The sequence below is a fragment of the Herbaspirillum rhizosphaerae genome (assembly GCF_046025915.1).
GTDB classification, from domain to species: Bacteria; Pseudomonadota; Gammaproteobacteria; order Burkholderiales; family Burkholderiaceae_D; genus Herbaspirillum; species Herbaspirillum rhizosphaerae_A.
The window spans coordinates 57536-83824 of record NZ_JAQQFR010000003.1 but is presented as its reverse complement, the minus strand read 5'-3'; the positions used below and the strand labels follow the sequence as shown (position 1 = coordinate 83824).

Below are 26289 nucleotides of genomic sequence, written 5' to 3'. Positions count from 1 at the left end.
ACCAATCTCAAGCACGGCTGCAGCGATAACCATCGCAGTTGCGACTTTCACAGAAACAGGAAGACGATATGAAAAAAGCGCTGGCACTACGCCATGTCTCGTTTGAGGATCTTGGGCAGCTGGAACCCTTGCTGAAAAAGCGCGGCTTCGACGTCAGCTATTTCGAAGTGGGTGTGGATTCCTTCTCGACCATGTCACCGCTCGACGCCGATCTGGTGGTGGTGCTGGGCGGCCCGATTGCGGTCTACGACATGGATGCCTACCCCTATCTGCGTGCGGAGATAGCCTGGTTGCGCGCACGCTTACTGGATGACTTACCGACGCTGGGCATCTGCCTCGGTGCACAATTGATGGCGGCGGCGTTACACGCGCGAGTCTACCCGGGAAAATCCGGCAAGGAGATTGGCTGGGGGACTCTGCAACCCGGCGAGCATGCCGGTGACATTCCTTATATTGAAGAGTTGATCGGCAACGACACGCACGTGTTGCATTGGCATGGCGACACCTTCGATCTGCCGGCGGGCGCGAAACATCTGGCGTCGACAGATCGCTATCGCAACCAAGCGTTCTCGTGGGGACGTAATTGCCTGGCGCTACAATTTCATCCGGAGTTCGACGTACGCATGGTGGAGCAATGGCTGATCGGCCACGCGCATGAAATCGCTCACACGGAAGAAGTCAGTCTGGCCGGCTTGCGTTCGGGTGCAGTGCAATACGGCCGCAGCTTCCAGAACGCTTCGCATGCCTTCTGGAATGGTTGGCTGGCCAGTATCGGCACGCCGGCGATCGCAAAAAGAAAGACAGCCGAACAAGTCGGCTGAAGATTTGTAACGATCGAGGTTTAGTGCAACCTCGATTTATCAAGAGTTCAGTCTGCGGCACCGGCCTGTTCCAGGACCTTTTTTACCAAATCAGGTAACTCGTCGAGATAGTCCTGCGTTTTTGGCAGCACATGGGCGATGCCGCACGTGAGTGCCTCACTGACATGCGTATCATCAGAAAACCCGCTGCACATCACCGCAGGAATGCGCACGCCTTGCTCGCACAACTCGTTATAAAAATCCAGTCCGCTCATATTGTCATCAAGCTGATAATCGATCACCAGCAAATCGAATACCCCGTCGCGTAACAAGCTGCGTGCCTGCGCGATACTGCCGGCGGTACCAACCGTGTAGCCGCGCTTTTCCAGACGACGCCGCGCCAGCATGCGCAGGCCTTCGTCGTCCTCAATGATCAGAATGGCGGGGTCTGATGCAGTCATTTGCCACCACGCCCTGCTGTCGGTACTTTGATGATCTGCAGGAAAAATCCGAGCCGGCGCACTGCCTCGATGAAAGCCTCGTACTCCACCGGCTTGGTGATGTACAGATTGCAGCCGTAATCGTAGCAACGCTCGATTTCGCGCGGATCGTCGGTGGTGGTCAGCATGATGATGGGAATATTAGCAGTGACGTCACTTTCCTTGAGACGCTTGAGTACATCGACACCGCTTACCCGCGGCATGTTAACGTCCAGCAAAACCACGATGGAATCGAACCCCGGTTTATTCGGCGCGCCATCGCTGTTGAAAAAATAATCGAGTGCTTCCTGTCCGTCTTTCAATCGCAGAAAGCCATTGGACAGACCGGCGCGGCGCAAGTTTTTTTCCACCAGCAAGGCGTGGCCGTCATCATCCTCGACCAGCAGGATGCCTACTTCTTCGCTATCAGCCATGAGTTTGTTCTCCTTGAGCAAGTTGGCTTGCAGGACTGTCTGTCGGTGTCACCGGCAGCGAGGTATAAAAAGTGGTGCCGACACCTTCAGTGGATTCGACCCAGATCTTGCCGCCGTGCCGCATCACGATCCGCTTGATCAGCGCCAGACCGACGCCCTCTCCTTGAGCCACGTCTGCATGCAGACGGTTGAACGCTGAAAACATTTTGCCGAGATAGTCGGCTGGAATGCCAAGGCCGTTGTCCTTGACATAATAGGTGCGAAAATTCGGCTGCCCCGGATCCGACGGCAAGACGCCGATCTCTACCGTCCCCGGGCGCTTGGGATCAAGATAATTGACCGCATTGCCGACCAGGTTTCCGAAAATCTGCTCAATCGCAGTCGGGTCTCCATAGCACGGCGGCAACGGCTGTGCCAATACCAGAGCCTCGCGTTGGCGAATGGTGGAACTCATGGCATCGATCACCCTCCCGACGATTGTATTGACGTCGGCTTGTTGCGACTGATACTCGACCCGGCCTACACGCGACAGACGCAACATGGAATCAATGATCGATGCTGAACGCGAAACCGCCGTGCGGATGAACTTGAGCGACACCTCGACGTCATCCTCAATCAGATCATGGATACGTTGCTTGTCCTTGTCGTTGAGGTTGCTTTCAGCAATCGTGTCGTGCATTTCCCTGATCGAATGATGCAACTCCTTGCTGAAGCCTTGCAGGTTCACCAGCGGCGAACGCAAATCATGCGACACGCTATAGATAAACATTTCATTGTCTTGCGTCTGCCGCTGCAAATCGTCATTGACCAGCGCCAGTTCGCGCGCGTGCCCTTCCAGTTGCTCACGGTAAGCGCGGGCGTTTTCTTCCGCCTGCTTCAACCGCCCGTGTGTCTCGTGCAGTACTCTGTCAAGGTCCGTGATTTCATCGTTGCCGCCAACTGCGCTGGCGAGTGCCCCACCTTCGCTGAGCTGCCTCGCATTGTCGGTCAACACGGCAAGACGACCACCCACATCCTTGCTAAAAATTTTTGCCGCTATTGCCGCTGCCAGAACTGAACCGATCAAGGCAATCCACAACGCGATATTTTGCAGTTTCCGCGCTTCGAGCACGCGCTGCTGGCGTACGTCATCGAGCGCTTCTTCCACCTTGATGAAATCAGCCAACTGGCGCTGAATAACCTGAATCAGGCTTAACGCCTTCGGATCCCGCAAGGCTGCCACCAATTCGTCACGGCGACCGTTCTTGAGCAATTCGGTTTGCTGATCCGTCCAGGTGTGGTACTCCTTCACCGACGCGCGAATCTGCTCCGTCGCACGCAACTGTGAGGGATTGTCGACGACGAAATCACGCAACTCATTGACTTCTTTTTCGATGCTCTCCCACAGGTCTTTTTTCTCGAGTCCGCTGGGATCATTGAGAATAATGGCCGCACGCAAGCGCGCCGATTGCAGCAATACCGGCTCGCGCACTTCCGCAGCCTGAATGATGACGTCTTTGGTATGCAAGGCCCACACCTCGGCTTGCGTGGCGTTTTCCTGGCTCTTGTACAACACCCCCAGCAGACCCAATTCAAACAGGCCAGGAATTGCGATGAGCAACAGACCTTTCTTGAACAGCTTCATAAACGGCTTCTCTCTCCGGAAAAACACGTCAACAAATGAATCAGACCGTCCCCCGGAGCAAGCATTCTGTCCCGGACAATTTGTTATTTATTATTTTAAGGAAGTATCCGGATTCGTTCTAACTAATCCCCACATATTGCATTTACGTTACTGAAAGTTACGTTGATGCCAACAAAGTTATTTATTGGCATCGTCTCATAAACAATTTCAAACCGCTATTTATTTTTGTACCGCCGACGAGACAAAAGCCGCATTGCAACGTCAATACAACGCCGAAACAATGCGACTGAAAGTGAATTGCAAAACCGACAATTGTTATTAGTTGATTAACTAAAAATCAATGTCAGGTGATGTGCATACGACCACCTTCGTGGTCGTATGAATTGAAGTCAGCAAGCTGGAGAACACGCGATAAACGATGCTGAAACAAGCGACGTCAAGCCGGCGAAAGAACGGTTCGCATCGTCTTATGCTCTGCGTAGTTGATGTGCCAGGATAAGGCTTCGCTTAGCAGATGCGGCGTCTGACCGCCGGTGGTCGCGCAGGCACGTGAAAAATATTCACGCAAGGCGGGACGATAGTCGGGATGCACGCAATGCTCGATGATCAGCGGCGCGCGTTCACGCGGTGCCAATCCGCGCAAGTCAGCCAGACCATATTCGGTCACCAGCACATCGACGTCATGTTCCGTGTGATCGACATGCGACACCATCGGCACTACGCTGGAGATATCGCCGCCACGGGCAATCGACTTGGTGACGAAGATCGAGACCTGCGCATTGCGGGCAAAGTCACCTGACCCACCGATACCATTCATCATGTGGGTGCCGCCGACGTGAGTCGAATTGACGTTGCCGTAGATGTCGAACTCCAGTGCCGTATTAAGTGCAATGAGGCCGAGACGGCGCACCAGCTCGGGATGATTGCTGATCTCTTGCGGCCGCAGCACGATACGCGAGCGATATCGATCAAGATCGCGCATAAACCTGACATTCATCGCCGACGACAAGGTGATTGACGATGCCGACGCGAACGCCAACTGACCGGAGTCGAGCAACGCAATGGCGCTGTCTTGCAGCACTTCCGAAAACATCGTCAGGTTGCGAAACGACGACCGTGTCAATCCATGCAATACCGCATTGGCGATGGTGCCGATGCCGGCCTGCAGTGGCGCCAGTTCAGGACCCATACGTCCGGCGACTACTTCGCCTTCGAGAAAGGCAATGACGTGTCCGGCGATGGCATTGGTTTCTGCATCCGGTGGCAGTACGCTGGACGGACTGTCGGGTGTATCAGTAATAACGATGGCGGCGATGCGTGACGGATCAATGGGAATGGCACGCGTGCCGATGCGTTGCGCCGGATCGGTCAGCGGAATCGGCTGGCGTGCCGGACGCGAAGCCGGCAGATAGATATCGTGCAAACCGGCCAACGCCAGCGGCACGCTCGTATTCAGCTCGATGATCACCTGCGGCGCCTGCTCAACGAAGCTCGCCGAGTTGCCGACTGACATGGTGGGGATGATGCCTTCTGCCGTGATGGCGGCGGCTTCGATGACTGCGATGTCGATCTTGCCCGGCATGCCTGCCCGCAGCTGTTCGACGGTTTCGGACAAGTGCTGATCGATAAACATCACTTCACCGGCATTGATTTTCTTGCGCAAGACGTTATCGACCTGAAACGGCAACCGGCGCTCCAGCAAACCCGCTTCGGCCATCAGACCATCACTGTCGTTACCCAGCGACGCGCCGGTAACAACGGTAAAGCGCAAGGCTTCGGTTTTGGCGCGCTCGGCGAGTGCGCGCGGAATGGCTTTGGCGTCACCGGCACGGGTGAAACCGCTCATGCCGATGGTCATGCCGGTGTGAAACAGGCTGGCAGCCTCGGTGGCAGACATGACTTTGTCTACCAGCGAAGACGGAATACGCTCGCAATGCATGTGGTTCTCCAACTCGATTTTAGATGAGGTAAAGATGGTTCTCTGCCATCTTGTCAAACGAGTATAAAATCGGGAAAGCATGCACTGTATGATTTAAATACCCTATATTCAGTCGTTTTTCGCATACCTGGTTTTCTTTATTTATCTTTCATTTCTATTTTTCTGCCACCGCCATGGACATTCGCGCGCTGCGTTACTTTTCGGAAACCGTCAGGCTCAACAGCTTCAGCCGTGCTGCCGATGCCCTGCACGTGACGCAATCGACCGTCAGCAAAATGGTGCGTCAACTGGAAGATGAAATGGATGCCCCGCTGCTGATCCGTTCGGGACGCAGCCTTCAGCTCACCGATACCGGCCGCGTCGTCTACGAGCAAGCGCAGCAGATTCTTGCCAACGTCGAGCGTCTCAATACCGAGGTCCACAACACCCGCAACCTGCGTCAGGGCCATCTTGAAATCGGCATCCCACCTATGGTCAATATTCTCTGCACGCCGGTGCTCAAGGCGTTTCGCGAGCGCCATTCCGATATCGCCATCACGCTGGTGGAAGACACCGGCCCGCGTATTGAACAGCGCGTCGCCTCTGGTACGCTGGAAATCGGCATGACGGTGCTGCCCATCGCTCCTGAACTTGAGCTGAATGCCTTGCCCGTAGCGCACTACCCGATCTGGGCAGTGGCGCAAACCGGACACTTCCAAAAACAACGCAGCACACTGCCCTGCAAATCGCTCAAGGACATGCCCCTGCTGTTGCTGAACAATGAATTCGGCCTGACGCGCACCCTGCGCAGCATGTTCCGCGAGTCCGGCATCGAGCCAGATATCGCAGCCCAGAGCGGCCAATGGGACTGGCTGGTCGGCATGGCACTGGCGGGTATGGGTGTGGCCTTGTTGCCGGAACCGTTTATCCATCGTATCGCCACCGATCAATTGCAATCAGTAAGGCTGATCGAGCCCGAAGTGCAATGGCAAGTCGCCTATGTCACACGCGGCGCTTACCTGTCACATGCAGCCCGCGCCTGGCTGGCACTGAGCGAAGAGCTATTTGCCGGTGGCAAATCCGTGTGAATATCTTCGCTCGCAGCCTCGGGCATGCATGAAAACTCCGACTGCCTCCTGCGCATTTAAGTCATACCGGCAATAGCTGCCGTTTCTATACTGCGAAGACAGCCATTCTCTTTGGTTTCTTTACGGCTACCGCCCTTCGCCAGCATGCCGCTCCCTCTTCGCTATTCTGCTTTCACCAGCCTGTCCCTGCCGCTACGACGCTGGGCATCGGCATTTCCCTTGCGCAACGCCAGCCTGTCCGAAGGGTTGCGCGCCGCATTCAGCGCGGGCACCATGCTGATGCTGGGCGAGTTGCTGCACAACCCGCAGTTTTCCTGGGCGGCCATTGGCGCCTTTCTCACCTGCCTTGCTGACAGCGCCGGGACAAATCGCGCGCGACTTGCTTCGATGGGCGGTTTTGCCGTTGCGTCGACGCTGGGCGGCATGTTTGCCGCAACCTTGTCCGGCATGGGCATGCCCGTTGGCTTGCTGGCCATCATGTGCTGTGCCGGAATTGCCGGTTTCGCACGGATCTACGGCGCGGCGACTGGTCTGGTGCTGATGCTGGCAGCCGGCGTATCGGCCATCCTTGCAGATTTTCCGGTGGCGCTATGGCCTCTGCAACACAGCCATGTCGTGATCTATTTTTCCGGCTGCGTCTGGGCCGTCTGTCTCGGCCTGACGGTCTGGCGCATTCATCCCTTTGCACCGGCCCGCCATGCCGTGGGCCGCGTCTACGGCGCACTGACTGAACTGACACGCATCGTCGGCAGCAACACCACTGATCTGAGTTTTCAGGATGAGAATGCAGCGCAGACGCGACGCCACGTACGCGCCGATATCACGGCGGCAAAAGCCACCTTGATGGCCATTGCCACAGATCGCGCAGATTCGCACTCGCTCTATGAAAACCTGCTGATCAAACTAGCGCGCGCCGATGCACTGCTTGACTGCATCACCGCGCTCGGTGATCTGCGTTTGTCCCCCTACGCAACGCCTTTATCGCGCCTGCGTCTAAGTCGCGTGCTGCAGGCGATGGCCTTGCTGCTCGGAGAAATCCAGCGCGACCTTACCGCCCCGCGACACCACATCAACGAGGCCGACGACGCGCGCGCCGTTCTGCGTTTGCGCCAACTGATCGGCCGCATGCCATCAAGGGCAGCGCAATTGCTGAGACTCCCCGACTTGCACGACGAGGCCGGCCTGTCCGTACTAGCCGACTGGAAACGTACTGCGCGCAAAGAATCATCCCGGCCAGCCTTGCGCGACAGCGCCATGGAGTTGCTGCGTGTCGCCGCATCACATCTACAGACAGGTTCAGCCGAGGTACGACATGCCCTGCGTTGCGCTGTTGCTGCCGGTGCGACGTATCTGATCGTGCATTTGCTGGTGCTGCCGTTCGGCTATTGGGCCACGATGGCGACCATGCTGGTCATGCAGCCGTCGATTGCCGACAGCTGGTCGCGCAGCATGGAACGCGCCGTGGGCAGCATCGTCGGCGGTGTGCTGGCGGTGTTGCTGTGCCTCTCTATCCATTCACAGCTGGTCTTGGCTTTGCTGGTGTTTCCGCTGGCACTGCTGGCAATGGGATTGCGTCCGGTCAGTTACGGCTTGTATGCGACCTTTTTGACGCCGGTTTTCGTATTGGTTGCCGATGTCGCCAGCGATCCTCAGCAGCAACTGAGCAATGCCCTGCTACGTGCGGGCAACAATGTCATCGGCACCGTGATCGCGATTGCCGCGACTTACTTCTTGTGGCCACGCAGACAGGAGGCCAACTTGCATCACAGTTTGTCGCAGATGATCACCGCTAATCTCGCGTATCTGCGCAGCGCATTGGATGCAACCCACGATGTCGCCCAGATGCACGCATACCGTCGCGCGGCCTGCGTCATCAATATCGAAAACGGATTATTGCTGCAACGTCTGCTACGCGAAGGGGAGTTGGAGGGAGATGGGAAACAGGCATCTCAAAAGGCGCATCATGCACGCGTCAGCGTTGCGCTGTCGCGTCGGCTGGCGAGCGCCGCCACGCACATCTGGCTGCATGCAGGACAGGATGCATCGCAGGAGGTGCCCGATCAATTTGATCAATTTGACCAATGGCTGGACAGGATGGCCGATTTGTTTGCACGCAGGCTGACCGTCAACGCATCGTGCACACGCCTGCTGCATCAGCGTCCGGTGATGCGCGACATGGCGCAGGCCGATGCGGTAGAGACCTTATGTCTGCTGGCGCTGGCCATGTATCCGGAATTGCAGCGCACCAGCGAACAATAGAATAGTCGTCCGGTAGACGTCGAACACAAAGCGGCGTTCTATTCCGGCTGTTCCAGCAATTGCTGCATCACGTCGCGCGTCGGCGGCATGGTGTGCGTTGGAATCTTGATCATCGATCCCCACTCAATCCAGTCACGGGCGGTGCGATCGCAAATGGCAATCACGTGATCGACTTCGCCGGCCAACGGCAATCCGGCGTCCAGCAAAGCCTGTAGTGCCGCCGGACGATTCGCTTCTGCAGCCACGCAATAGTCGGCCACCGCACCTGCCACGTGCAGCATCTGCGCCAGTCGCAACTGGCGCGATTCCTCATCAAGCCCGGCCTGCTCCGGTGCTTCGTGATGCAATACCGCCTCACAAAAGAAACGCGGAATATCCCAGTCCTGCATCATTGCCGCCGCCAGATCGAGATGGTGATAGCCGAAGCGTGTCTTCTCGGCCGTCCGTAATTGTTCTGGATCGAGATTTTCGCTCAGCAGAGTCGAGTAAGCATCCGGACGCGCCGACGCCAACCCGAGCCGGCCGATATTGGCCAACAAGCCGCTGGCGAACATTTCGCTCGGCGGTGCATCACCATAGTATTCCGCCAGAGCCTGCGAGGCACAGGCCATCGCTACCGTGCGCGCCCAGAATCCGCTGTAATCAAAACCTGGACAGCCCTCGTCACGCCGCTCAGCCGTCAGCGAAATTGCCAGCGCCAGTTGGCGCACGGCATGCAAACCGATCATCAGCAAGACATCCTTACTGATGGCGACGATCGGCCGTCCCTTGTTGATCGAAGCGCCGTTGCCGATCTTGATGATGCGCCCGGCAAGTAAAGGGTCGGTCTGAATCTGTGTCACCAGTTCCGGCAGGGAAACGTCTTCCTGCCTGCACATGCGCATGATGTTCAGACGAACGCCGCTGGGCGACGGCAAAGTGTCGTCCTGTTTAAGAGTCTCGAAATCCGTGGGATCAATGAAGTTAGTCATAAGGGACCATTTCAAATCGGCGCCAGACATTTATTGGCGCAATCCACGGATGTTATCAGTTACCGAAGGTTCGGGGCCATGCAAAAAACGAGACAATGGCACGAGAGTCACACTACACGGCGCCTCCGCACTGCAGCATTGTCAAAAAGAAAACAATTGAGAATCAACAATTGCAAGCCTAGGCCTTTAGCGTTGCAGTCGCTGGCTCCCGATGCAGCGACGCGCACCACAACACGCCGCTGACCAGACAGATGATCGCCAGCAGTTCCAGCCGGGTCGGCAGGCGTTGCTCCCACAAAAATCCATAAAGCAGCGCAAACAAGGTTTCGAAGATGATCATCTGTCCGCTCAGCGTCAGGGGCAGCAAGCGGCTGGCACGATTCCAGAAAGCGTTGCCGACCACCGACGCGAAGATCGCCACGGTCGCCGCCACACCCCAGAAGCGCAGCCAGTCGGCGCCGTCGTGCCCTTCCATTCCGTGAGAAAACGCAGGGATCACCAACACCAACGCCAGTGCACCGGTGACAATGCCGGTCAACAGCGACCAGTCATGTGAAGAAATATCAGGACGTCGCGCCAGCCAGCGGCTGTTGCGCACCGAGTAGGTCGACCACGACACCAGTGCGCCAAAGCCACACAGCAAACCCGCAGCGCGGGTGGCAAGGTCGCCTTTGGCGGATTCCGCCGACAGCGCTTCCATGCCGACCAGACCGACGCCGAAAAGGCATAGCGCCATCGGCGGCAGCAAGGCGCTCAGCTTCAGAGCGCCTTCATCACGCGCGCCGATCACGCTGACCACGACGGGCAGTAAGCCGATGATTAGTGAAGTCGAGGCGCCGCCCGCCCATTGCACGGCGCTGGCCAGGAAGAGGTAATAGAGAATATTGCCGAGGAAGCTCAGGTAGATCAGCGCGATCCATTCATCCCGGCCCAGACGAGGCATCAGGACGCTCCAGCGTGGCAGCAACAACAGGACCGCAACCAGACCGTAGGCCAGATAGCGTGCTGCCGATAATTGCAGTGCGCTGAAATTGCCCAGCACCTGCGGCGCCAGAAACACCAATCCCCAGAACGCACCAGCGGCAACGCCGTTACCGACGCCAATGAGAATCTTGCCCTGTGATTTATTTTTCATCCTGTACCTCGCTTCACTATTGCCATGCAGGATAGTGAAATGGCGCAGCGATGTATTGACCGCCCCTCGCCAAAAATAGGCCGAGGCTACTGACGACGTTATGGCGACGTCATTGCGACGTCATTGCCCGGCTATTTGCGGTGCTGCTTGCGGTAGGCAGCAGGTGTCAGACCGGTGGTGCGGCGCATGGCGCGCGTCAGTGCGCTTTGATCGGAATAGCCCGCGCGCAGTGCCAGTTCTGCCAACGGCACATCTGATTCAACCAGTGCTTCCTGCACCAGTCGCAGACGCAGATCCGATAACCACTCTTGCGGCGTCTGTTGCAGCTCTGCCTTGAACAAGGCATGCAGGCGACTGACACTGAGATTGGCGGCACGCGCCATCACTGCGGCCGTCCAGAGGCGTCCTGGCGCGGCTTCGATCCGGCGTAGCAAGGCATGCAGGCGTGACGCACGTGGTGGCATGGCCGTCAACGCATCGAGCAGCAACGGCGTGCAATGGCGTGCCATCGTGTCTGGCAGCTGGCCGGCGGGCCGGTCTGCGCCGATGCTGAGATCGATGAAATCGAGCAGCCGCCGCACCGCTGCCGGGATCGGCAAAAAAGTCTGTAACCGCAAACGCTCGGTATCGTCTTCACCGATGTCGGCAAGATCGCAGTCGAGAATCAGGAAGCGATTTTTGCCGCTGGCCGATTGAACATGACTGGTATCGGGTGCCACGAAAGCGGCGCGTGCAACGTCAAGTTTGTCGCCACGGCCATCGACTTCGATGTCCATTTCCCCCTGCATGGGCAGCACGATCTGGACGTGTTCATGCCGATGCAGAACGCCGTCGCCGCCATACGTGCGAAAAGTCAGAGGATGAGAGATTGCCATGCAGGTATTGTAGTACTGCGCAGACCTTGACGATTATTCTGTCCGGCAATTGCTTAAGGAAATTCCTGATACCGTTGTCAATTCGATCATCCTAAACTCCTTTCCATCCCCACACGACATCCTCAACGGAGCCAACGATGAACGCCACCAGCAACGAGACTAGCAACGACATCTCTCTCAGCTATTGCATCGCCAACTATGCAGTGACACTCGACATCCTGGCATTGCTGGTGAGGAAGAATTACCTGACGCGTGAAGATGCGCTGGAGTCGGTGCGCCGAGCCCGCAAGCTGGCCAGCCTATCCAGCGGCACGCCCGGCGAATATGACTACATTGCCGCCGCCAAAGAATGCATGGAAGTAATCGATCAGGTCTTCAAAGCTGACACCTCGCATCTGTCGCCATCGGCGGCAATCGCGGCAAACACCATCAGCAGCATGGAAGCTCAGGCCTCCTGAGCCTTTTCCACGGATATCCGACGCTTTGTACGCGAACCGAAATTGTTGGCGTAGATCCAGGTAAATTCTGCGCCCAGCAAAAAGATCTGGGCCGAGTAATAAATCCACGCCAGCAACAACGCAAATGATCCGGCCGCACCAAAGCCGGAGCTCATCCCGGTACGTCCCAGATACAGACCAATCAGCGATTTGCCGATCAGAAACAGAACGGTCGTCGACATCGCGCCGATGCGCACGTCATGCCAGGACAAATCGGCACGCGGCATGAATTTGTAAATAGCCGAAAACAGCGCCGTAAAGACACCGAAGGAAATCAGCAGATTCAGCACCTGCATGAAGATTTCCCAGCCCTCGATCCAACCACCCCACCATTTTCCCAAAGCAGCCAGCCCGGCGCTCACGACCAGCGACACCATCAGCATGAAGCCAAGGCCGAGTATCAGGCCGAACGACAATAAGCGCGTACGTATCAAGGCCCAGATGCCATTGACTCTGGCGACGACGGGCGTGCGCCAGATTCGGTCAAGAGCATTTTGCAATTCAGCAAAGACGGCGGTGGAGCCGATCACCAGCGTGATGATACTGAGCGTGGTGGCGAGTGCACCGTCAGAAGACACGCTCACCGAACGTAACAAACCCTGCACGGCAATCGCTCCCTCTTCGCCCACAATGCTGCGAATCTGCCAGACGATCTCGCCCTGTGCCGCGTCCTTGCCAAAGATCATGCCGGCAATAGCAATCGCAATGATCAGGATCGGCGCAATCGAGAACGCCGTGTAGTAAGCGATAGCGGCTCCCATGCTGGGCGCAAAATCATCCAGCCAGGCATTGACCGCAGCACGGCTCAATTGCCATGCGACCTGCCAGCGGTTGCCGGGCGCAATTTTGACGACATCAGGATCCAGTCTTTTGTCCTCGCGAACGGGAGCAGAGACTTCGGCTTCGACCTGCTTTGCAGCAGCCAGTGCGGCCACCTCTCCTGCCCGCTTATCATCCTGTTTACGTTTTGCACGCCAAGACGACGCCAGCGACAAGGCGCTGCTCAGAACCGGAAGCAGGTCATGCAGCAAGGTGGAGGCATCGTCATTCTTTTTTTGCAATCGTGGCCGCGAACGTGCTGCCGGCTGCGCCGCGACAGAAATGGCAGAAACAGCAGAAACAGCAGAAGCGGGAACGCGCGCACGCAGGCGAGCTTGTGTAGCGAACTTGTTCGACACGGCAAGAGGCAACGCGGTGCGGTTCGACTTGCCGGTTGTTTTACGCTTGCGTAGCAGCAGCACGCCGAGCATTGAGGCAGCGGCGAGAGCGACTGCACCGGCAGCTATTTTCTTTTTGCTGCCAGATAGTTTTTCCTGCGAGGATGCCTCCGATGCCGAGGATGCAGGCACCACAGTGGATGCCGGTAGTGGCGGCACTACCGGCTCATGTCGAAGATTATCCTGATGACTCATCATCCCTCCTGCCTGCGTTATTTTTTCTCTTGCTGCGCCTTGTTCACTTCACCTTCCGTGACCGGTTTTGCCGGTGCAGCGGTTGGCTCCGATTTAGGCCCAGCGCGTGTCTGCGTAGCCTTGGCCAATGCGCCGGCGCAATCCGCATCCTTGACGTTGCCCAGATTAACCAGCGGCAAGAAGGCGGCAAGCGGCGATGCGACTGCCAGCACTGCCGCAGCGCCGGCCTTGAGCGCCAACGGTCCCTTGTAGGGGCCAACGTCTGGATGCTTGAAAGACCCCTTGGCGTAGAGCGGCGTGCGCAAGGAAAATATACGCACGCCCTTGGTCTTGGGACGTATATCAAGATTGAGCAATTCCTTGGCAAGATCGATGTCGCCCGTCACGTCGACCAATGCATCATCGGTATCGACAATGAACTGGCGGATGCCGGCGCGCCCGTTTTTCACCTCAAAATCGCTTGCCATGCAGTTCAGATGGATCTGCTTGTCGCCGAATACCTTGACGAACACGGCGTTGGCGACATTCAGCCCGGCGGCTTCGAGAATGAATTTACTGATCGATCCCTCACTGACCACCGCGCCAAGTTCGCCGTTGGATGTCGCCAACATCGACGACACCGAATTGCCGTGACCGGTCAGCGCGGCGTCGGCATTCACCTCACCAAAGCTGGCGCTCATGGACTGCAGCGTTGGAAACAGCTCACGCACCTTCAAATGCCTTGCAGCCAGTTTGACTTGCGCATTGATGGACTTCTCCCGGCCATCAAGCGAGATATTGGACGTGACATTGCCGCCGGCCATACCAAAGTCAAGCGGCGTCAGGCTCAGTACTTTGTCCTTCATGTGGAGTTCGGCAACGATGTCTTTCAGGGGAATCTTCTCGCTACGCACCAGCTTCTTGCCTTTGAAGGTGACGTCGGCGTCAATGGCACCCCATTTGTCGGTGTTGAATTGTTCAACCGGCAGCGCCTTGTCGTCCGGTTGGACGGCGGCCTTGCCGCGCGCCTGTTTTTCCACATTGCTATCCGCACCGACAGCCGGGCCAAGGTCTTGCAGACGCAGTTGCTGGGAGCTTACTTCTCCGCGCAGCAACGGCCGCGGTTGACGCGGCAAATATTGCACGGTCCCGGCGAGATCGCTGCTACCGACGGTGCCGGTGAAATTCTGATACGTCCAGTTCCAGACTTCGCCCTCCTTCTTGCCGATCAGGCGTCCACGAGTGGAGTAAGGCGGCGTTTCCGGCAACAGCACACCGGTCAGCGGGTAGAGATTCGCCATGCTCGAGCCGCCCAGCGTCAATTGCAAATCGATGCCCGACAGCGAGCGTGGGTCGGTCAGCGTGCCATCGATGCCAATCTTGTTTTCGCCGAGCTGAGCATTGAGCTGAATCGGGTAGACGGTGTCATCCTGCTTCAGCGCCATGACAGCGCCGGCCTTACCTGATCCGCTGATCTTGGCTTTGCGGTAGGTGCCACCTAGTTCAAACTGCAGGCCGAATTTTTCCACAGCCTGGGATGGCGGAGCTGCCGGTGTCTCTGCGCGCGTTGCAGTTACGGCCTGGCGGGCCTGCGTTGCATCGACCTTGTCGGCAATCGAGACCACCTTGGCCTGCAAATCGAGAGCAATGATGCCGTCGACGTAGCGAATAGTCCCGCTGGAAAACGCCAGGCGTTGCACTTCGAAACTCCATGCCGACGGCTCCGATGCGTTTTGTTTGAAGGTCCAGGTATTGCTGCCGTCCGCGCGGCGCTCGAGAGCGATAGCGGGTGCATCCAGGACGGCATCGGTCAGCACCACCGTCTTGCGCAGCAGGTCGAGCGGATGCAATGCAATATCGACACGACGCGCGACGAACATCTGCGGCCCGGCAGTGCTCCATGAGGGATTGGACAGATGGACGTCGGCGGCACTGATTTCCGGTCGCGGCACATAGCGCCGCCAGCCTTGCTCAGTACGCAACCCCTGACGAAAATGCACTTTGAGATCGCCTTGAATGGCAAAATCGCGGCCAGTGAGCAAGGACACTTCACGATTGATGTAAGGCCTCGCGAGATTCCAGTCGAAAACGGCGACGAAGATGATGATGGCCGCGACGAGTAAAAATATCGCCAGCAAGCCGGTCAGGATATACCGCGCTATGGGGTGTCTCATTCGCGAGCCTATGAAGATTGTTTTTTGATTTTTCGCAACGCATCCGGGCGGCTTTGCGGGTGCTTCGGGCAATGTTCAGTGATCCGTGATCAATAGTCCATGCCGACGCAAAGCGGCACAAAATCCGCGCCTCGACCATAGCGTACGGACAACACGCGACCGGCGGCATAAGAAGATGCCCTCTTTACTTGTAAGACTTGGGGAAGGAACTGTGGAAAAACAGAGGATAGAGACGAAAAAAGCCGGCCTGTTAAGGGCCGGCCATCACGACAGACATTGACTACGAAAGCGAGGCATTACCTCACCGACGCATTGCCTGTAAAACAACTTTCAACGATCAGCCGCGTGCCGGAATCGCCAGTCCCTTGACCACGGCAGGACGCGTCACAAATGCAGCCAATGCGCGTGCAACGTGAGGGAAATCCTTGAAGCCAACCAGCTCGCCCGCTTCATAAAACCCAACCAGATTGCGCACCCAAGGGAAGATCGCGATGTCGGCGATGCTGTAATCGCCCATCACCCACTCATGTTCAGCCAGACGCTGATCAAGCACGCCGACCAGGCGACGCGACTCGGCGACATAGCGGTCGCGTGGACGCTTGTCTTCGAACTCTTTACCGGCGAAGCGATGGAAGAAGCCGAGCTGACCGAACATCGGGCCGATGCCGCCCATCTGGAACATCAGCCATTGGATCGTCTGGTAACGCTCAGCCGGATCCTGCGACAGAAACTTGCCGCTCTTGTCGGCCAGATACATCAGGATGGCGCCGGATTCGAACAAGGCCAGCGGTTTGCCGCCGGGGCCATCCGGATCGATGATTGCGGGGATCTTGTTGTTGGGATTAAGCGAAAGGAATTCCGGCGACAACTGGTCGTTGGTTTCAAAGCTGACCAGATGCGGCTCGTAAGCAAGACCGGTTTCTTCCAGCATGATGGAGACTTTGACGCCGTTCGGTGTCGGCAGCGAGTAGAGCTGGATACGTTCAGGATGCTGGGCCGGCCATTTGGCGTTGATAGGGAATGAAGACAATGCGGACATAAAAATTACTCCAGTATGGGATCGACTTCCTGGACGAATTTTTCAAAATCTTCCAGGGGCAATGGCCGGCAGAAGAAATAGCCTTGATAGGCATGGCACCCTGCATCGGCCAGGAAACTGCGTTGCGCATCCGTCTCGACGCCTTCGGCGATGACTCCCAGTCCCAGACTTTGCGCGAGCGCGACAATGGTCTTGGCGATGGAGGCATCGTTGGGGTCGACGAGAACATCGCGCACAAACGACTGGTCGATTTTAAGCTGGTTCAGCGGCAAGCGCTTGAGGTAGGACAAAGACGAGTAGCCGATACCGAAATCGTCCAGCGAGAACTCGACACCCTTGGCCTTCAGCGCGTACATTTTCTGGATGATGTCTTCGACGTTGTCGACCAACAGGCTCTCGGTCAACTCCAACTTGAGGCGCTTGGGATTGGCGCCGGTTCTGGCGATGATGGCGGAGACCGTCTCGACGAAATCGGATTCGCGGAACTGTTGTGCACTGACGTTAACGGCGATGGTGAGGTGCGAGGTATCCACGCGTTCGGCCCAACGCGCCAGTTGCGTGCATGCGGTTTCCATAACCCAATTGCCAAGCGACAGAATGAGGCCGGTTTCTTCCGCCAGCGGGATAAACTCACCCGGCGGCACCGTACCACGCTGCGGATGCTGCCAGCGCACCAGCACTTCTGCGCCGGTTACGCGACCGCCCTCGACCACTTGCGCCTGATAATGCAATACCAGCTGTCCACCGTCGATCGCCTTGCGCAAGCCGGCTTCCAATGCTGCTCGTTCCAGCACCACGGTTTGCATAGCCGGATCGAAGAAACTCATGGAGTTGCGGCCGGTTTCCTTGGATTTGTACATGGCCAGATCGGCTTGCTTGAGCAGCTCGTCGATGGATGCCTGGCGGCCGCGGAATACGGTGGCGCCAACGCTGGCGGTGGTGCGGTAGTCAACGTCTTCCAGTTGATACGGCTCACCCAGCACGCTGAGAATTTTTTCGCCGATGGCTTTGGTCTGGGTGGCGGCTTCCTGCGGACTCTTGTGCAGACTCTCCAGCACCACCACGAACTCGTCGCCGCCCACGCGCGCCACCGTATCGTTGGTACGCACGCTCAACGCGAGGCGCTGCGCGACTTGCTTGAGCAACAGGTCTCCCTTGTCGTGGCCGAGCGTGTCGTTGAGCGTTTTGAAATGATCCAGATCGATGAACAGCAACGCGCTGCATGTCTTGTTGCGCGCACTGACGGCAATCGCCTGCTTGAGGCGATCCAGCAGCAGCGTACGATTAGGCAGACGCGTCAGTGCATCGAAGAAGGCCAGCTCCTTGATACGTTCTTCGGCGATCTTGCGTTCAGTGATGTCGTGATGCGTACCGACATAGTGCGTGGTGCTGCCGTCATCGCTCTTGACGGCAGAAATGGTGAGCCATTCCGGAAAAACCTTGCCGTTCTTGCGGCGCGTCCAGACCTCACCCTGCCAGCCGCCGAAGCGCTGAACGGTTTCCCAGATCTCGTCATAGAACTGCGGGCTGTGACGATCCGAACGCAACACGTCGGGCGTCAGGCCGATGATCTCTGCGGCGGAATAACCCGTCATTTTGGCGAAGGCGTTATTGACGCGCAGGATACGGCTTTCTGCATCGGTAACCATGATGCCTTCGAGCGAGTCGAACGCTACGGCGGCGATGCGCAACTCAGCTTCAACCTGTTTGCGTTCAGTGATGTCGCGGCCGCTGGTACGGTAGCCGGCCAGTGCGCCGTTGGCGTCGTAGATCGGAACCCATGATGCCGACAGCCAGAACAGCGAACCGTCCTTGCGCACGCAACGGAATTCGAGATCGTCGCCGCGTTCGCCAAGCAGACCTTTGTCCAGCTCCGGCCCCACACGTGGCAAGTCTTCAGCGTAAATCATCTGCGCTCTGAGATCGTCCATCGCCATGCATTCTTCCACCGTGTAACCGGTGTACTCTTTGACCGAGGGGTTGATCCAGCGCGGCTTGCCATCCATGCCCCACCAGATTTCCCAGTTGACGGTGCAGTCCGCGATGGCGCGGAATTGCTCTTCACTGGCGCGCAGCTCGCTCGTCATCTTGCCCGCCAGACGAATCGCGCGGCGGCGGCTCGACATCAGCGCCCACGCCAGCAAAGCCAGCAGCAAGGTCAGACCGATACCGGTGACCGCGGTCTGCGCCTCGGCGTTGCGACCGTAGCGTGCGTTGAAGTCGTCCATGGTGTTCATGGTCAACGTCCAGTTGTGACCTGCTACGACCAGATACTCAGTGGCGGATATCGCATCTTTGTGCAGTGGCGCGGCGGCGGCATCACTGCCGACGGAGCGATACAACACCGCCTCCGGCGAAGGCTCAACCCCGTCGTAAATGGAAAATGCCACGCCCATCGGCTGCTCGCCATACAGGCTGGCAATCACATCGCTCATGCGAAACGAGGCATGCACCCAGCCAACCAGATTGGCACGGCGTTCTTCAATGGTCGACAGCGGCATGCCGTGTGCATAGACCGGCAGATACATGAGGAAACTCGCCTGCGCTTCATTGCCGTTGTCGATATCCAGCAGCACTTTGCCGGAGATGGCAGCCATGCCGGAGTCGCGGGCTTTTTCCATTGCGCGGCGGCGCTTGGTTTCGGACCAGGGATCGTAGCCGAACGGCGCGCGATTGTTACCGATATAAGGCTCGCGCATGATGATCGGCGCATAGTTAGCGCGGTCGCCCGCAGGGCGAATTGCGTAATCGGCAAAACCGAGTTGATGCATGCGCGCGATGTGATTGATCTTTTCGTCAGCGGGCAGCCACTCTTCGGCACCGATGGCCTGAATGCCGGAAAAATTGGCGTCCAGATTCAGCGAACTGACGTAGTCATGGAAAGCGGTACGATCAAACGTACCTGAAGAAACTACCAGACCTTGCACGCCATGCAACATTTGCTCGTAGCTGGCAATGCGCTGCTCGACGCGGCTGACCGCTTCGCGCAGGGAAAAATCAAACTGCGCCCGCAGTTCCTTGTTGGATGCCTGGCGTTCGTGATCCCACGCCAGCCAGGTGACGCTGAAGCCGGCGATCAAAATCACCAGCGGCAACAAAATCTGCCGGACCCAGTTCACGGCTCCGCCTGAAAATCGACCATCGACGCAGCCAGCGAAGGTGAGAAGTATTTTTCGAAGATACGGCGGACGGTGCCGTCTGCGCGCATCTCTTCGACCAGGGCGCGCCATTTTTCGCGTTCGGACTGCGGTAGGGCCTTCTTGGACATGATGAGACCGTGCGGTACTGATGGATCGTTGAACTCAATAATCGATGTCACGTCGCGGATGTGTTTCTCTTCCACCACAGGATAATCGAAGGGTTCCATGATCATGCCCTGGATGCGATTCACCATCAGTGCCTGATACAGCGGATCGAGACCGCCCGCCTGCGTCACGCGATTGGCGGCAGCCAGTTTATCAACCAGACGATTGGCGGAGTCGCTGTAACGAAAACTGCGGATCACGCCAAGGCGGAAGTTTTCACTGCGCTCAAAATCGGCCAGCTGTCGCATGGCGGCATCCTTGCGCACCAGCAGGTAATACTTGTTACTGAAGTACCAGGCGAAGGAGGCGAACCGACGGCGTTCCGGATTGGCGATGCCCGACAGACTGAAATCGAGCGCGCCCGATTCGATCAATTGCCAGATACGCGCGCGTGACATCAGACTGACACCAACCTTGCAACCGCTGCGGCGAATCAGTTCATCGGCAAAATCTTTATCGATGCCGGTGTCGGTATTGGCGGAGTACAACAGGCCGTGGTCATGCAAAGCAAGTGTGTAGGGACGGGAACAATCGGGACCGCCTGCATGGGCAATATCCGGCATGCATGTTGCGAGCAGCATGCTGCAGACACTCGCAATACGAACAAAGCGGCGGCGGATCACCGTCCCCCCGGCGATAAAAATAACAGAAATACGGCCCCCTTCGTGTGCATCCGTGTGCATCCTGTAGATGCGTTTTATGACGTACTGACTACCGGCATTCATTTTTCATTAATTGGCTTGTCTGAACATTATTTTTATTGCTTCAAACCAACACCATGTCGTGATGAAAACAATACATCACGGCACATTACAACAATGATCGGATTGAAAATCAGCACTGCCATGGTCGGCTGATGTTACCCGACGCCCCACTAAACTGCAACCGAGGAAATAGGCAGGTAAACGGGCTGTTTACGCCGGATGCAGAGTCCGCAAACATCCTGAAAAAGTTCAGCAATATGTCAGCATCACAACGAAATGCAATGCGACAATCCGCCTCGTTGTCTGATCGCAGCACGTTGCCCAATTGACGAAGACAGGAGAGTACATGCCGACCATCCGCCTATTGCTGCTGAGTACAATTTTCTGTGCCTCCGTCTTGCGTTCTGTCAGCGCAGCAGAAGTCGACGTCGTCAACAGTCCTGTGCCTGTCGTGCTGCAAGATCGCTTTCATGTGCAACCCGAAAACGGCGCAGGCGACATACCGATACGTGTATCGCGCGACTGGACATTTGCGCAAACGGACGTCACGCGCGCCGTCATCATCATCCACGGCTGGCCACGGCGCGACATTGATGCCGACAAGGATCTGCAGCAACGCGCCGGCGCCCTCGCAGAGGGTACGCTCTTCATCACGCCGCAATTTCTCACCGCAACCGACGTCACCGCCCATCACCTCTCCTCCACGACGCTACAGTGGCAGGAAAGCGGATGGCTGCAGGGCTACGATGCCAAATCGCCGTCACCGATCAGCAGCTTTACCGTGATGGACGCGATCTTTGCACATCTGGCCGACCGCACGCTGTTTCCCAATCTGAAAGACGTGGTGCTTGCCGGTCACTCTGCCGGTGGCCAGTTCGTGCAGCGCTATGCGGTGGTCGGGCGCGGAGAAATGAATCTCATCGCTGCCGGTATTCATGTGCGCTATGTCGCAGCGAATCCTGCGGCGTATTTGTATTTCGGCGACGAGCGGCCACAACCAGACGGTTCTTTTGCCGACGCCCGCGCCAGTTGTCCCGGCGTCAGCACATGGAACAACGGCCTCGCAGCCAAACTGCCAACCTATCTGACGCGACCGGTGTCGCCAGGCGCGCTGGAAGACGACTACCTTCAGCGCGACGTTATCTACCTGCTGGGTACAGCCGACAACGACCCCAACGCCGACGCGCTTGGGCAGGCATGCGCCTTCAAGAGCCAGGGAGCGACGCGGCTGGAACGAGGACATGCCTACTTTCGCTACATCACTGCTGCTGCCGACACAGCCCGCTTGCCACAACGCCATCGCCTGCTGGAAGTGCCGGGCGTTGCTCATCGTACTTTCGCCATGTATCACTCGGTTTGCGGACTGGCAGCGTTATTTGATAAACCCGGCTGCGTAACAACGCCTTGAGTTGAGATATCGGAGCACTGTCGAACCGAACTTTGCAGCGATGAGAGATTAAAATAGCTTATCTCTCAACCGGCCGGCAAAATCATCATGAGCATCACGAGCAAATTGAAGAACATCGCTTCATCCGGCCCTCAGGCGGCCTTGCTTGCAGCACTCTTATTTGGCGCTGCAACGCCGCTGGCCGGCATGCTGCTCAACAACAATTCGCCGTGGATGATTGCCGCCCTGCTCTATCTGGGCTCGGGCCTTGGCCTGACGATCTATCGCCGGATCACCGGCGCCAGCCAGGCCCTACCCGCGCGCAGTGAGTTACTCTGGTTCGCCGGGGCGATTGCCTGCGGCGGTGTCCTCGCGCCGGTGTTGTTGATGATCGGACTCACGGGCATGCCGGCGTCTTCAGCATCATTACTACTCAATGCGGAAGGTGTTTTCACTGCATTGCTGGCGTGGTTCGCCTTCAGGGAAAACGTCGACAAACGCATCATGACCGGCATGCTCGCCATTGTCGTCGGCGCCGTCATTCTCAGTTGGCCTGCGCAAACCGGGCCAATTACGCTGTGGCCGATGCTTGCCGTACTAGGCGCTTGCCTGGCATGGGGACTCGACAACAATCTCACGCGCAAAGTGTCGCTGAACGACGCCACCTGGATCGCGTCCGTCAAAGGCCTTGTGGCCGGCGGGACGAATCTGGTGCTGGCATTGCTGGCCGGAGCCCATTTTCCGGAAATGCCCGTGATCGGCGCCACGCTGCTGGTCGGCTTTCTGGCTTACGGCGTCAGCCTTGCCCTATTCGTCGCAGCGCTGCGTCATCTCGGCACGGCACGCACAGGTGCGTATTTTTCCGTCGCACCATTCTTCGGCGCCGGTCTTGCCTTGCTGACCGGAGAAAAACTGACGCTGCAACTCGCCGTCGCAAGCTTCTTCATGGCATGGGGCATCTGGCTGCATCTGTCGGAGCGGCACGCGCACGCGCATCGCCATGAAGAGATGGAACACGACCACGAACATACCCACGACGAACACCATCTGCACGATCACGCCTTCCCGGTCGCACCCGGCACGACGCATCGCCATCGACACCTTCATACAAACCTGACCCACTCGCACGCACATTATCCGGACGCGCATCATCGGCATCAGCATTGATGATTGCGATGTTACTGAAATCATGACTCAACACGACGACACCATCATCAGCTTCGCACCGGCGACATCGTCCGACCTGGATGAACTGGTGGGCATCCGCATCGCCGCCATGCGTGAAAGCCTGGAACGCGTCGGACGTTTTGATCCGGACAGGGCGCGAGAGCGTTTTCAATCGGGATTCTCGGCGGATCACACGCGTTACATCCTGTCTCATGCCCAGCGTGTCGGCTTTGTCGTGGTAAAGCAGGATGAGAATCATCTGCTACTGGATCATCTGTACATTCATCCTGACCATCAGGGACAAGGCATCGGCAGCGCTGTATTGACTCAACTATTTTTCGAGGCAGATGCTGCCGCATTACCGATGCGCGTCGGCGCGTTGAAACAGAGCGAAGCGAACCAGTTTTATCAGCGGCATGGTTTTAAAAAAATTGACGAGGGAGAATGGGATGTCTACTACGAGCGGCAAGCGCAGTGACTTGCGCTGAAACTTGCACGCCGCAGCGTACAATTCCCTGATCTGATGATTTGTTCTTATCCCGCATTCCAGCACAACTGAAGAGAGACCGCCATGCACTACGTTCTTTTTTACCGCTTCGTCAAAGACAGCAAGACCGTCAAACTGCCGTTCCGCAATGACCACCTCAAATTCGCGTGGGAAGCAGCCGAACGCGGCGAACTGATTCTCGGCGGCGCACTCAGCGATCCGGAAGATGAGGCCATGCTGCTGTTCAAAGGTGACTCGCCGGAAGTGGCCGAGAACTTTGCCAATAAAGATCCATATGTGACCAATGGCGTCGTGACGCAATGGCAGGTGCGCTTGTGGACGACGGTGGTGGGAAAAGATGCCGCTTCGATCGTTCGTCCAACCTGAACAGCGAAAACACGCAAGCAAATCAAAATTTATCGTTTATCGAGCAGGCTCTGAAAAAGAGTGACAAGACGAGCCTGATCCTGCCCAAGAGGCTCAAAGAAGCGACGGTCGACTTCTTCCACGACGGTAATCGCTTTTTGCGCAAGCTTGCGACCGGTTGCAGATGCGGAGATGACCTTGGCTCTTGTATCAGTGGGATGATCAGCGCGTTCGAACAGACCGCTGGCAAGAAGAGCACGCACGACTTGAGAAGTCGTCATCGGATCGCTGCCCGTGAGCTGAGACAGTTTCATTTGGGTAAGCGGTTCTTCGGCCCCGAACCAGGTCGCGACGGCAAGCATGACAAACTGCGTGTGCGTCAATCCCAGCGGCTGCAGCGCAGCACGCTGCTCGCGTTGCCAGTTATTGGAGATGCGCCATAGCAAAAAACCGGGACTGTCAGACGGCCCACTGTGGCTGGTGGGTAGTGGTTTCGATTTCATCGATGAATCCTTTGTGTTGCAAGATCAACGCCCATTGCGTTCGCGATCGTGCTTGAATCCTTGTCGGTCAGAGGGACAAGGCCGCGGCGCAGAACCATTCCCCAGCTCGGCGCAGCGCACAGATCCAGCTCGCTGCGCAACGCCTCCAGCGGCGTCTCTTTCACCTCGATATACCTCACGCGGCGACGGAACGGTACGAATCCGCCTCCCATATCAAAGGGAAAGACTTCTTCATCCTCCACCACTCCCATTGCAGTGAATGCCTTCAACGGCGCACCATGCATTTCGACCGCTGGAGAATAATAGAAGAAAATATCGCCCGACTTCATTCGGCGTAAAGGCTGCGCCTTGCCGTGACACACTTGCGCAAAGCCACCTGCCACCCCGCGTTGAACATGGGAGCGAGATACAACACCTAGCCAGGACTGGCTCATGTACTCGCTCATGTCACACCCGGCCTTCCGCTTGCGCCACGAGTCCCTGCAGGACTTGCGGGAAGTCGGAAGAAACTCCCGTGCAAATATCCTGTGCATTTTCTCCGACCACGTCGATCTCGTAGGTGATCCGGTTGCGGCCGTCAGGCAGCGGATCGATCTGATGTGTCACTCGGACTACGACGTCTCCAAGCGTAGTCTCGTCGGAAAACAGATGCGGCTCAGTGACTTCGACAAGTTGCGATCGGATGACGTCATGATCAGGAAGCACCATGGAAAACCAGGAGCCTGTAGCGAAAGGGCCTTCCAGGGAGCAGTCGTGCACACCGGCGTTCCAGTTCTTCCAATCGGATACTGCTTTGAAAAGTGCCCAGATGGTTGTCGCCGGCGCGACGGTGTCATGGCTATAGGATGCGGTGGCGTGTTTAGCATTCGACATATCTATCTCCTTAATAAGTACACATATTATATGCGCACTTATTATATCCGTCAACAACGCTCATCCACTCCCGAAATTTGATTAGCAATCAGCATATGTCATCCGTCAGCCGGAAGCCGGCGTTCGAAGCATGCCCGCTCTTCTCTACCCTCTTTCTATTCTCAGATTTTCCAAGGCGAACTTGATCAGCTCGCTGCGTCCTTCGATATCCAGCTTGCGCTTGATATTCAGACAATGGGTTTCGACGGTGCGCACACTCAGATCCAGCGTCTCCGCGATGCTCTTGTTCGACGCGCCCTTCGCTATCTGCTCAAGGACCTGGCGTTCGCGCACCGTGAGCGACTCTTCTTTGATACGCGGTTGGGCGAGGATGGGCATCAGTGCAGCGCTGTAATACACACCCCCGTTCAGTACCGCTTCGATTGCACGCACGATGTCGCTTCCAGGCGCGTCCTTCAGAACGTAACCTCTCGCGCCTGCACGAATCGACTGCAAAACGTACTCAGCCTTGTTGTGCATGCTGAGGATCAGCACCGCGATGTCGGGGAAATTCGATTGAAATTTCCCCGTCAGCTCGATCCCGCTCCTACCTTGAAGGTTGATGTCCATCAACACCAGGTTGATTGGCTGCTGCGCCGCATGCTTCAAGGCTTCGTCTGCAGTACCGGCTTCGGCAACCACCCGTACCCCCGGCATACTCTCCAGCCGGGCACGCACGCCATCCCTGATCATCGGATGATCGTCCACGATCATGACATTCGTTGTTACTGTTGTTGTTACAGCTGTTGTTGTTACAGCTGTTGTTGTTACAGC

At 57.1% G+C, this 26289-nt stretch carries 25 protein-coding genes; 9 read left to right on the top strand and 16 right to left on the bottom strand.

Annotated elements, in window-relative coordinates; genetic code table 11:
- The first annotated feature begins 68 nt into the window (after nt 1-68).
- Nucleotides 69-821 carry a glutamine amidotransferase gene (locus PQR63_RS05285; protein ID WP_408166267.1) on the top strand — a complete coding sequence of 251 codons (753 nt, stop codon included), beginning with the start codon at nt 69-71 and terminating at the stop codon, nt 819-821.
- A gap of 47 nt (nt 822-868) precedes the next feature.
- On the opposite strand, the gene PQR63_RS05280 is transcribed toward PQR63_RS05285, so the two are convergent.
- From PQR63_RS05280 to scpC, 4 genes are all read right to left on the bottom strand, one after another.
- Nucleotides 869-1261 carry a response regulator gene (locus PQR63_RS05280; protein ID WP_408166265.1) on the bottom strand — a complete coding sequence of 131 codons (393 nt, stop codon included), beginning with the start codon at nt 1259-1261 and terminating at the stop codon, nt 869-871.
- Nucleotides 1258-1713, bottom strand: coding sequence for a response regulator (locus PQR63_RS05275; RefSeq protein ID WP_408166263.1), 456 nt, complete (start codon nt 1711-1713; stop codon nt 1258-1260). Before PQR63_RS05275 ends, PQR63_RS05280 begins: the two co-directional genes overlap by 4 nt.
- Nucleotides 1706-3337 (bottom strand): sensor histidine kinase, encoded by a 1632-nt coding sequence (locus tag PQR63_RS05270; protein ID WP_408166261.1) that lies wholly within the window; start codon nt 3335-3337, stop codon nt 1706-1708. Before PQR63_RS05270 ends, PQR63_RS05275 begins: the two co-directional genes overlap by 8 nt.
- A 436-nt stretch (nt 3338-3773) precedes the next feature.
- Entirely contained in the window at nt 3774-5276 is a 1503-nt protein-coding gene (scpC, locus tag PQR63_RS05265) for a succinyl-CoA:acetate CoA-transferase ScpC (RefSeq protein WP_408166259.1), read from the bottom strand.
- A 173-nt stretch (nt 5277-5449) separates the two neighbouring features.
- On the opposite strand from scpC, the gene PQR63_RS05260 reads away from it, so the two are divergent.
- Both PQR63_RS05260 and PQR63_RS05255 read left to right on the top strand, forming a co-directional pair.
- The gene (locus tag PQR63_RS05260; RefSeq protein WP_408166258.1) at nt 5450-6343 is read left to right on the top strand and encodes a LysR family transcriptional regulator; all 894 of its coding nucleotides are present in this window, start codon (nt 5450-5452) and stop codon (nt 6341-6343) included.
- A 144-nt stretch (nt 6344-6487) separates the two neighbouring features.
- The gene (locus PQR63_RS05255; RefSeq protein WP_408166256.1) at nt 6488-8602 is read left to right on the top strand and encodes an FUSC family protein; all 2115 of its coding nucleotides are present in this window, start codon (nt 6488-6490) and stop codon (nt 8600-8602) included.
- 38 nt (nt 8603-8640) lie between these two features.
- On the opposite strand, the gene PQR63_RS05250 is transcribed toward PQR63_RS05255, so the two are convergent.
- From PQR63_RS05250 to PQR63_RS05240, 3 genes are all read right to left on the bottom strand, one after another.
- Nucleotides 8641-9573 carry an HDOD domain-containing protein gene (locus PQR63_RS05250; protein WP_408166254.1) on the bottom strand — a complete coding sequence of 311 codons (933 nt, stop codon included), beginning with the start codon at nt 9571-9573 and terminating at the stop codon, nt 8641-8643.
- A 178-nt stretch (nt 9574-9751) separates the two neighbouring features.
- Nucleotides 9752-10708 carry a DMT family transporter gene (locus PQR63_RS05245; protein WP_408166252.1) on the bottom strand — a complete coding sequence of 319 codons (957 nt, stop codon included), beginning with the start codon at nt 10706-10708 and terminating at the stop codon, nt 9752-9754.
- 131 nt (nt 10709-10839) lie between these two features.
- Entirely contained in the window at nt 10840-11583 is a 744-nt protein-coding gene (locus PQR63_RS05240) for a helix-turn-helix domain-containing protein (protein ID WP_408166250.1), read from the bottom strand.
- Nucleotides 11584-11720: 137 nt separating this feature from the next.
- Between PQR63_RS05240 and PQR63_RS05235 the strand changes: the two genes are divergently transcribed.
- Complete coding sequence (locus PQR63_RS05235; RefSeq protein ID WP_408166248.1) at nt 11721-12041, top strand: hypothetical protein; 321 nt, start codon at nt 11721-11723, stop codon at nt 12039-12041.
- Here the strand turns inward: PQR63_RS05235 and PQR63_RS05230 are convergent.
- The 5 genes from PQR63_RS05230 to PQR63_RS05210 all read right to left on the bottom strand — a co-directional run bounded on the left by PQR63_RS05230 (nt 12029) and on the right by PQR63_RS05210 (nt 20552).
- A complete protein-coding gene (locus tag PQR63_RS05230) occupies nt 12029-13492 on the bottom strand; it encodes a YihY/virulence factor BrkB family protein (RefSeq protein ID WP_408166247.1) in 1464 nt (487 codons plus the stop codon). The two genes, PQR63_RS05235 and PQR63_RS05230, sit on opposite strands and share 13 nt — an antisense overlap.
- A 17-nt stretch (nt 13493-13509) precedes the next feature.
- Nucleotides 13510-15645, bottom strand: coding sequence for an AsmA family protein (locus PQR63_RS05225; protein ID WP_408166246.1), 2136 nt, complete (start codon nt 15643-15645; stop codon nt 13510-13512).
- 337 nt (nt 15646-15982) lie between these two features.
- A complete protein-coding gene (locus PQR63_RS05220; protein WP_408166244.1) occupies nt 15983-16684 on the bottom strand; it encodes a glutathione S-transferase N-terminal domain-containing protein in 702 nt (233 codons plus the stop codon).
- A 5-nt stretch (nt 16685-16689) separates the two neighbouring features.
- Complete coding sequence (locus PQR63_RS05215; protein ID WP_408166242.1) at nt 16690-19803, bottom strand: bifunctional diguanylate cyclase/phosphodiesterase; 3114 nt, start codon at nt 19801-19803, stop codon at nt 16690-16692.
- Nucleotides 19800-20552: a substrate-binding periplasmic protein gene (locus tag PQR63_RS05210; RefSeq protein WP_408166240.1), complete on the bottom strand. Its 753-nt coding sequence runs from the start codon at nt 20550-20552 to the stop codon at nt 19800-19802. The genes PQR63_RS05215 and PQR63_RS05210 overlap by 4 nt, the downstream gene beginning before the upstream one ends.
- On the opposite strand from PQR63_RS05210, the gene PQR63_RS05205 reads away from it, so the two are divergent.
- The 5 genes from PQR63_RS05205 to PQR63_RS05185 all read left to right on the top strand — a co-directional run bounded on the left by PQR63_RS05205 (nt 20535) and on the right by PQR63_RS05185 (nt 24121).
- On the top strand, nt 20535-20846 hold the full coding sequence (locus PQR63_RS05205; RefSeq protein ID WP_408166238.1) for a hypothetical protein: 312 nt from the start codon (nt 20535-20537) through the stop codon (nt 20844-20846). The genes PQR63_RS05210 and PQR63_RS05205 overlap by 18 nt on opposite strands.
- A gap of 193 nt (nt 20847-21039) precedes the next feature.
- Nucleotides 21040-22101, top strand: a complete 1062-nt coding sequence (locus tag PQR63_RS05200; protein ID WP_408166237.1) for an alpha/beta hydrolase — start codon at nt 21040-21042, stop codon at nt 22099-22101.
- Between the two features lie 87 nt (nt 22102-22188).
- The gene (locus tag PQR63_RS05195; RefSeq protein WP_408166235.1) at nt 22189-23247 is read left to right on the top strand and encodes a DMT family transporter; all 1059 of its coding nucleotides are present in this window, start codon (nt 22189-22191) and stop codon (nt 23245-23247) included.
- 22 nt (nt 23248-23269) lie between these two features.
- Nucleotides 23270-23725, top strand: coding sequence for a GNAT family N-acetyltransferase (locus tag PQR63_RS05190; protein ID WP_408166233.1), 456 nt, complete (start codon nt 23270-23272; stop codon nt 23723-23725).
- A 93-nt stretch (nt 23726-23818) separates the two neighbouring features.
- A complete protein-coding gene (locus tag PQR63_RS05185; protein WP_408166231.1) occupies nt 23819-24121 on the top strand; it encodes a YciI-like protein in 303 nt (100 codons plus the stop codon).
- 29 nt (nt 24122-24150) lie between these two features.
- Here the strand turns inward: PQR63_RS05185 and PQR63_RS05180 are convergent, their stop codons facing one another.
- From PQR63_RS05180 to PQR63_RS05165, 4 genes are all read right to left on the bottom strand, one after another.
- Nucleotides 24151-24603: a MarR family winged helix-turn-helix transcriptional regulator gene (locus PQR63_RS05180; protein WP_408166229.1), complete on the bottom strand. Its 453-nt coding sequence runs from the start codon at nt 24601-24603 to the stop codon at nt 24151-24153.
- On the bottom strand, nt 24600-25037 hold the full coding sequence (locus tag PQR63_RS05175) for an EVE domain-containing protein (protein WP_408166227.1): 438 nt from the start codon (nt 25035-25037) through the stop codon (nt 24600-24602). The genes PQR63_RS05180 and PQR63_RS05175 overlap by 4 nt, the downstream gene beginning before the upstream one ends.
- A 13-nt stretch (nt 25038-25050) precedes the next feature.
- Entirely contained in the window at nt 25051-25476 is a 426-nt protein-coding gene (locus tag PQR63_RS05170; RefSeq protein ID WP_408166226.1) for an SRPBCC family protein, read from the bottom strand.
- A gap of 144 nt (nt 25477-25620) precedes the next feature.
- Entirely contained in the window at nt 25621-26229 is a 609-nt protein-coding gene (locus PQR63_RS05165) for a response regulator transcription factor (RefSeq protein ID WP_408166773.1), read from the bottom strand.
- Nucleotides 26230-26289 lie beyond the last annotated feature (60 nt).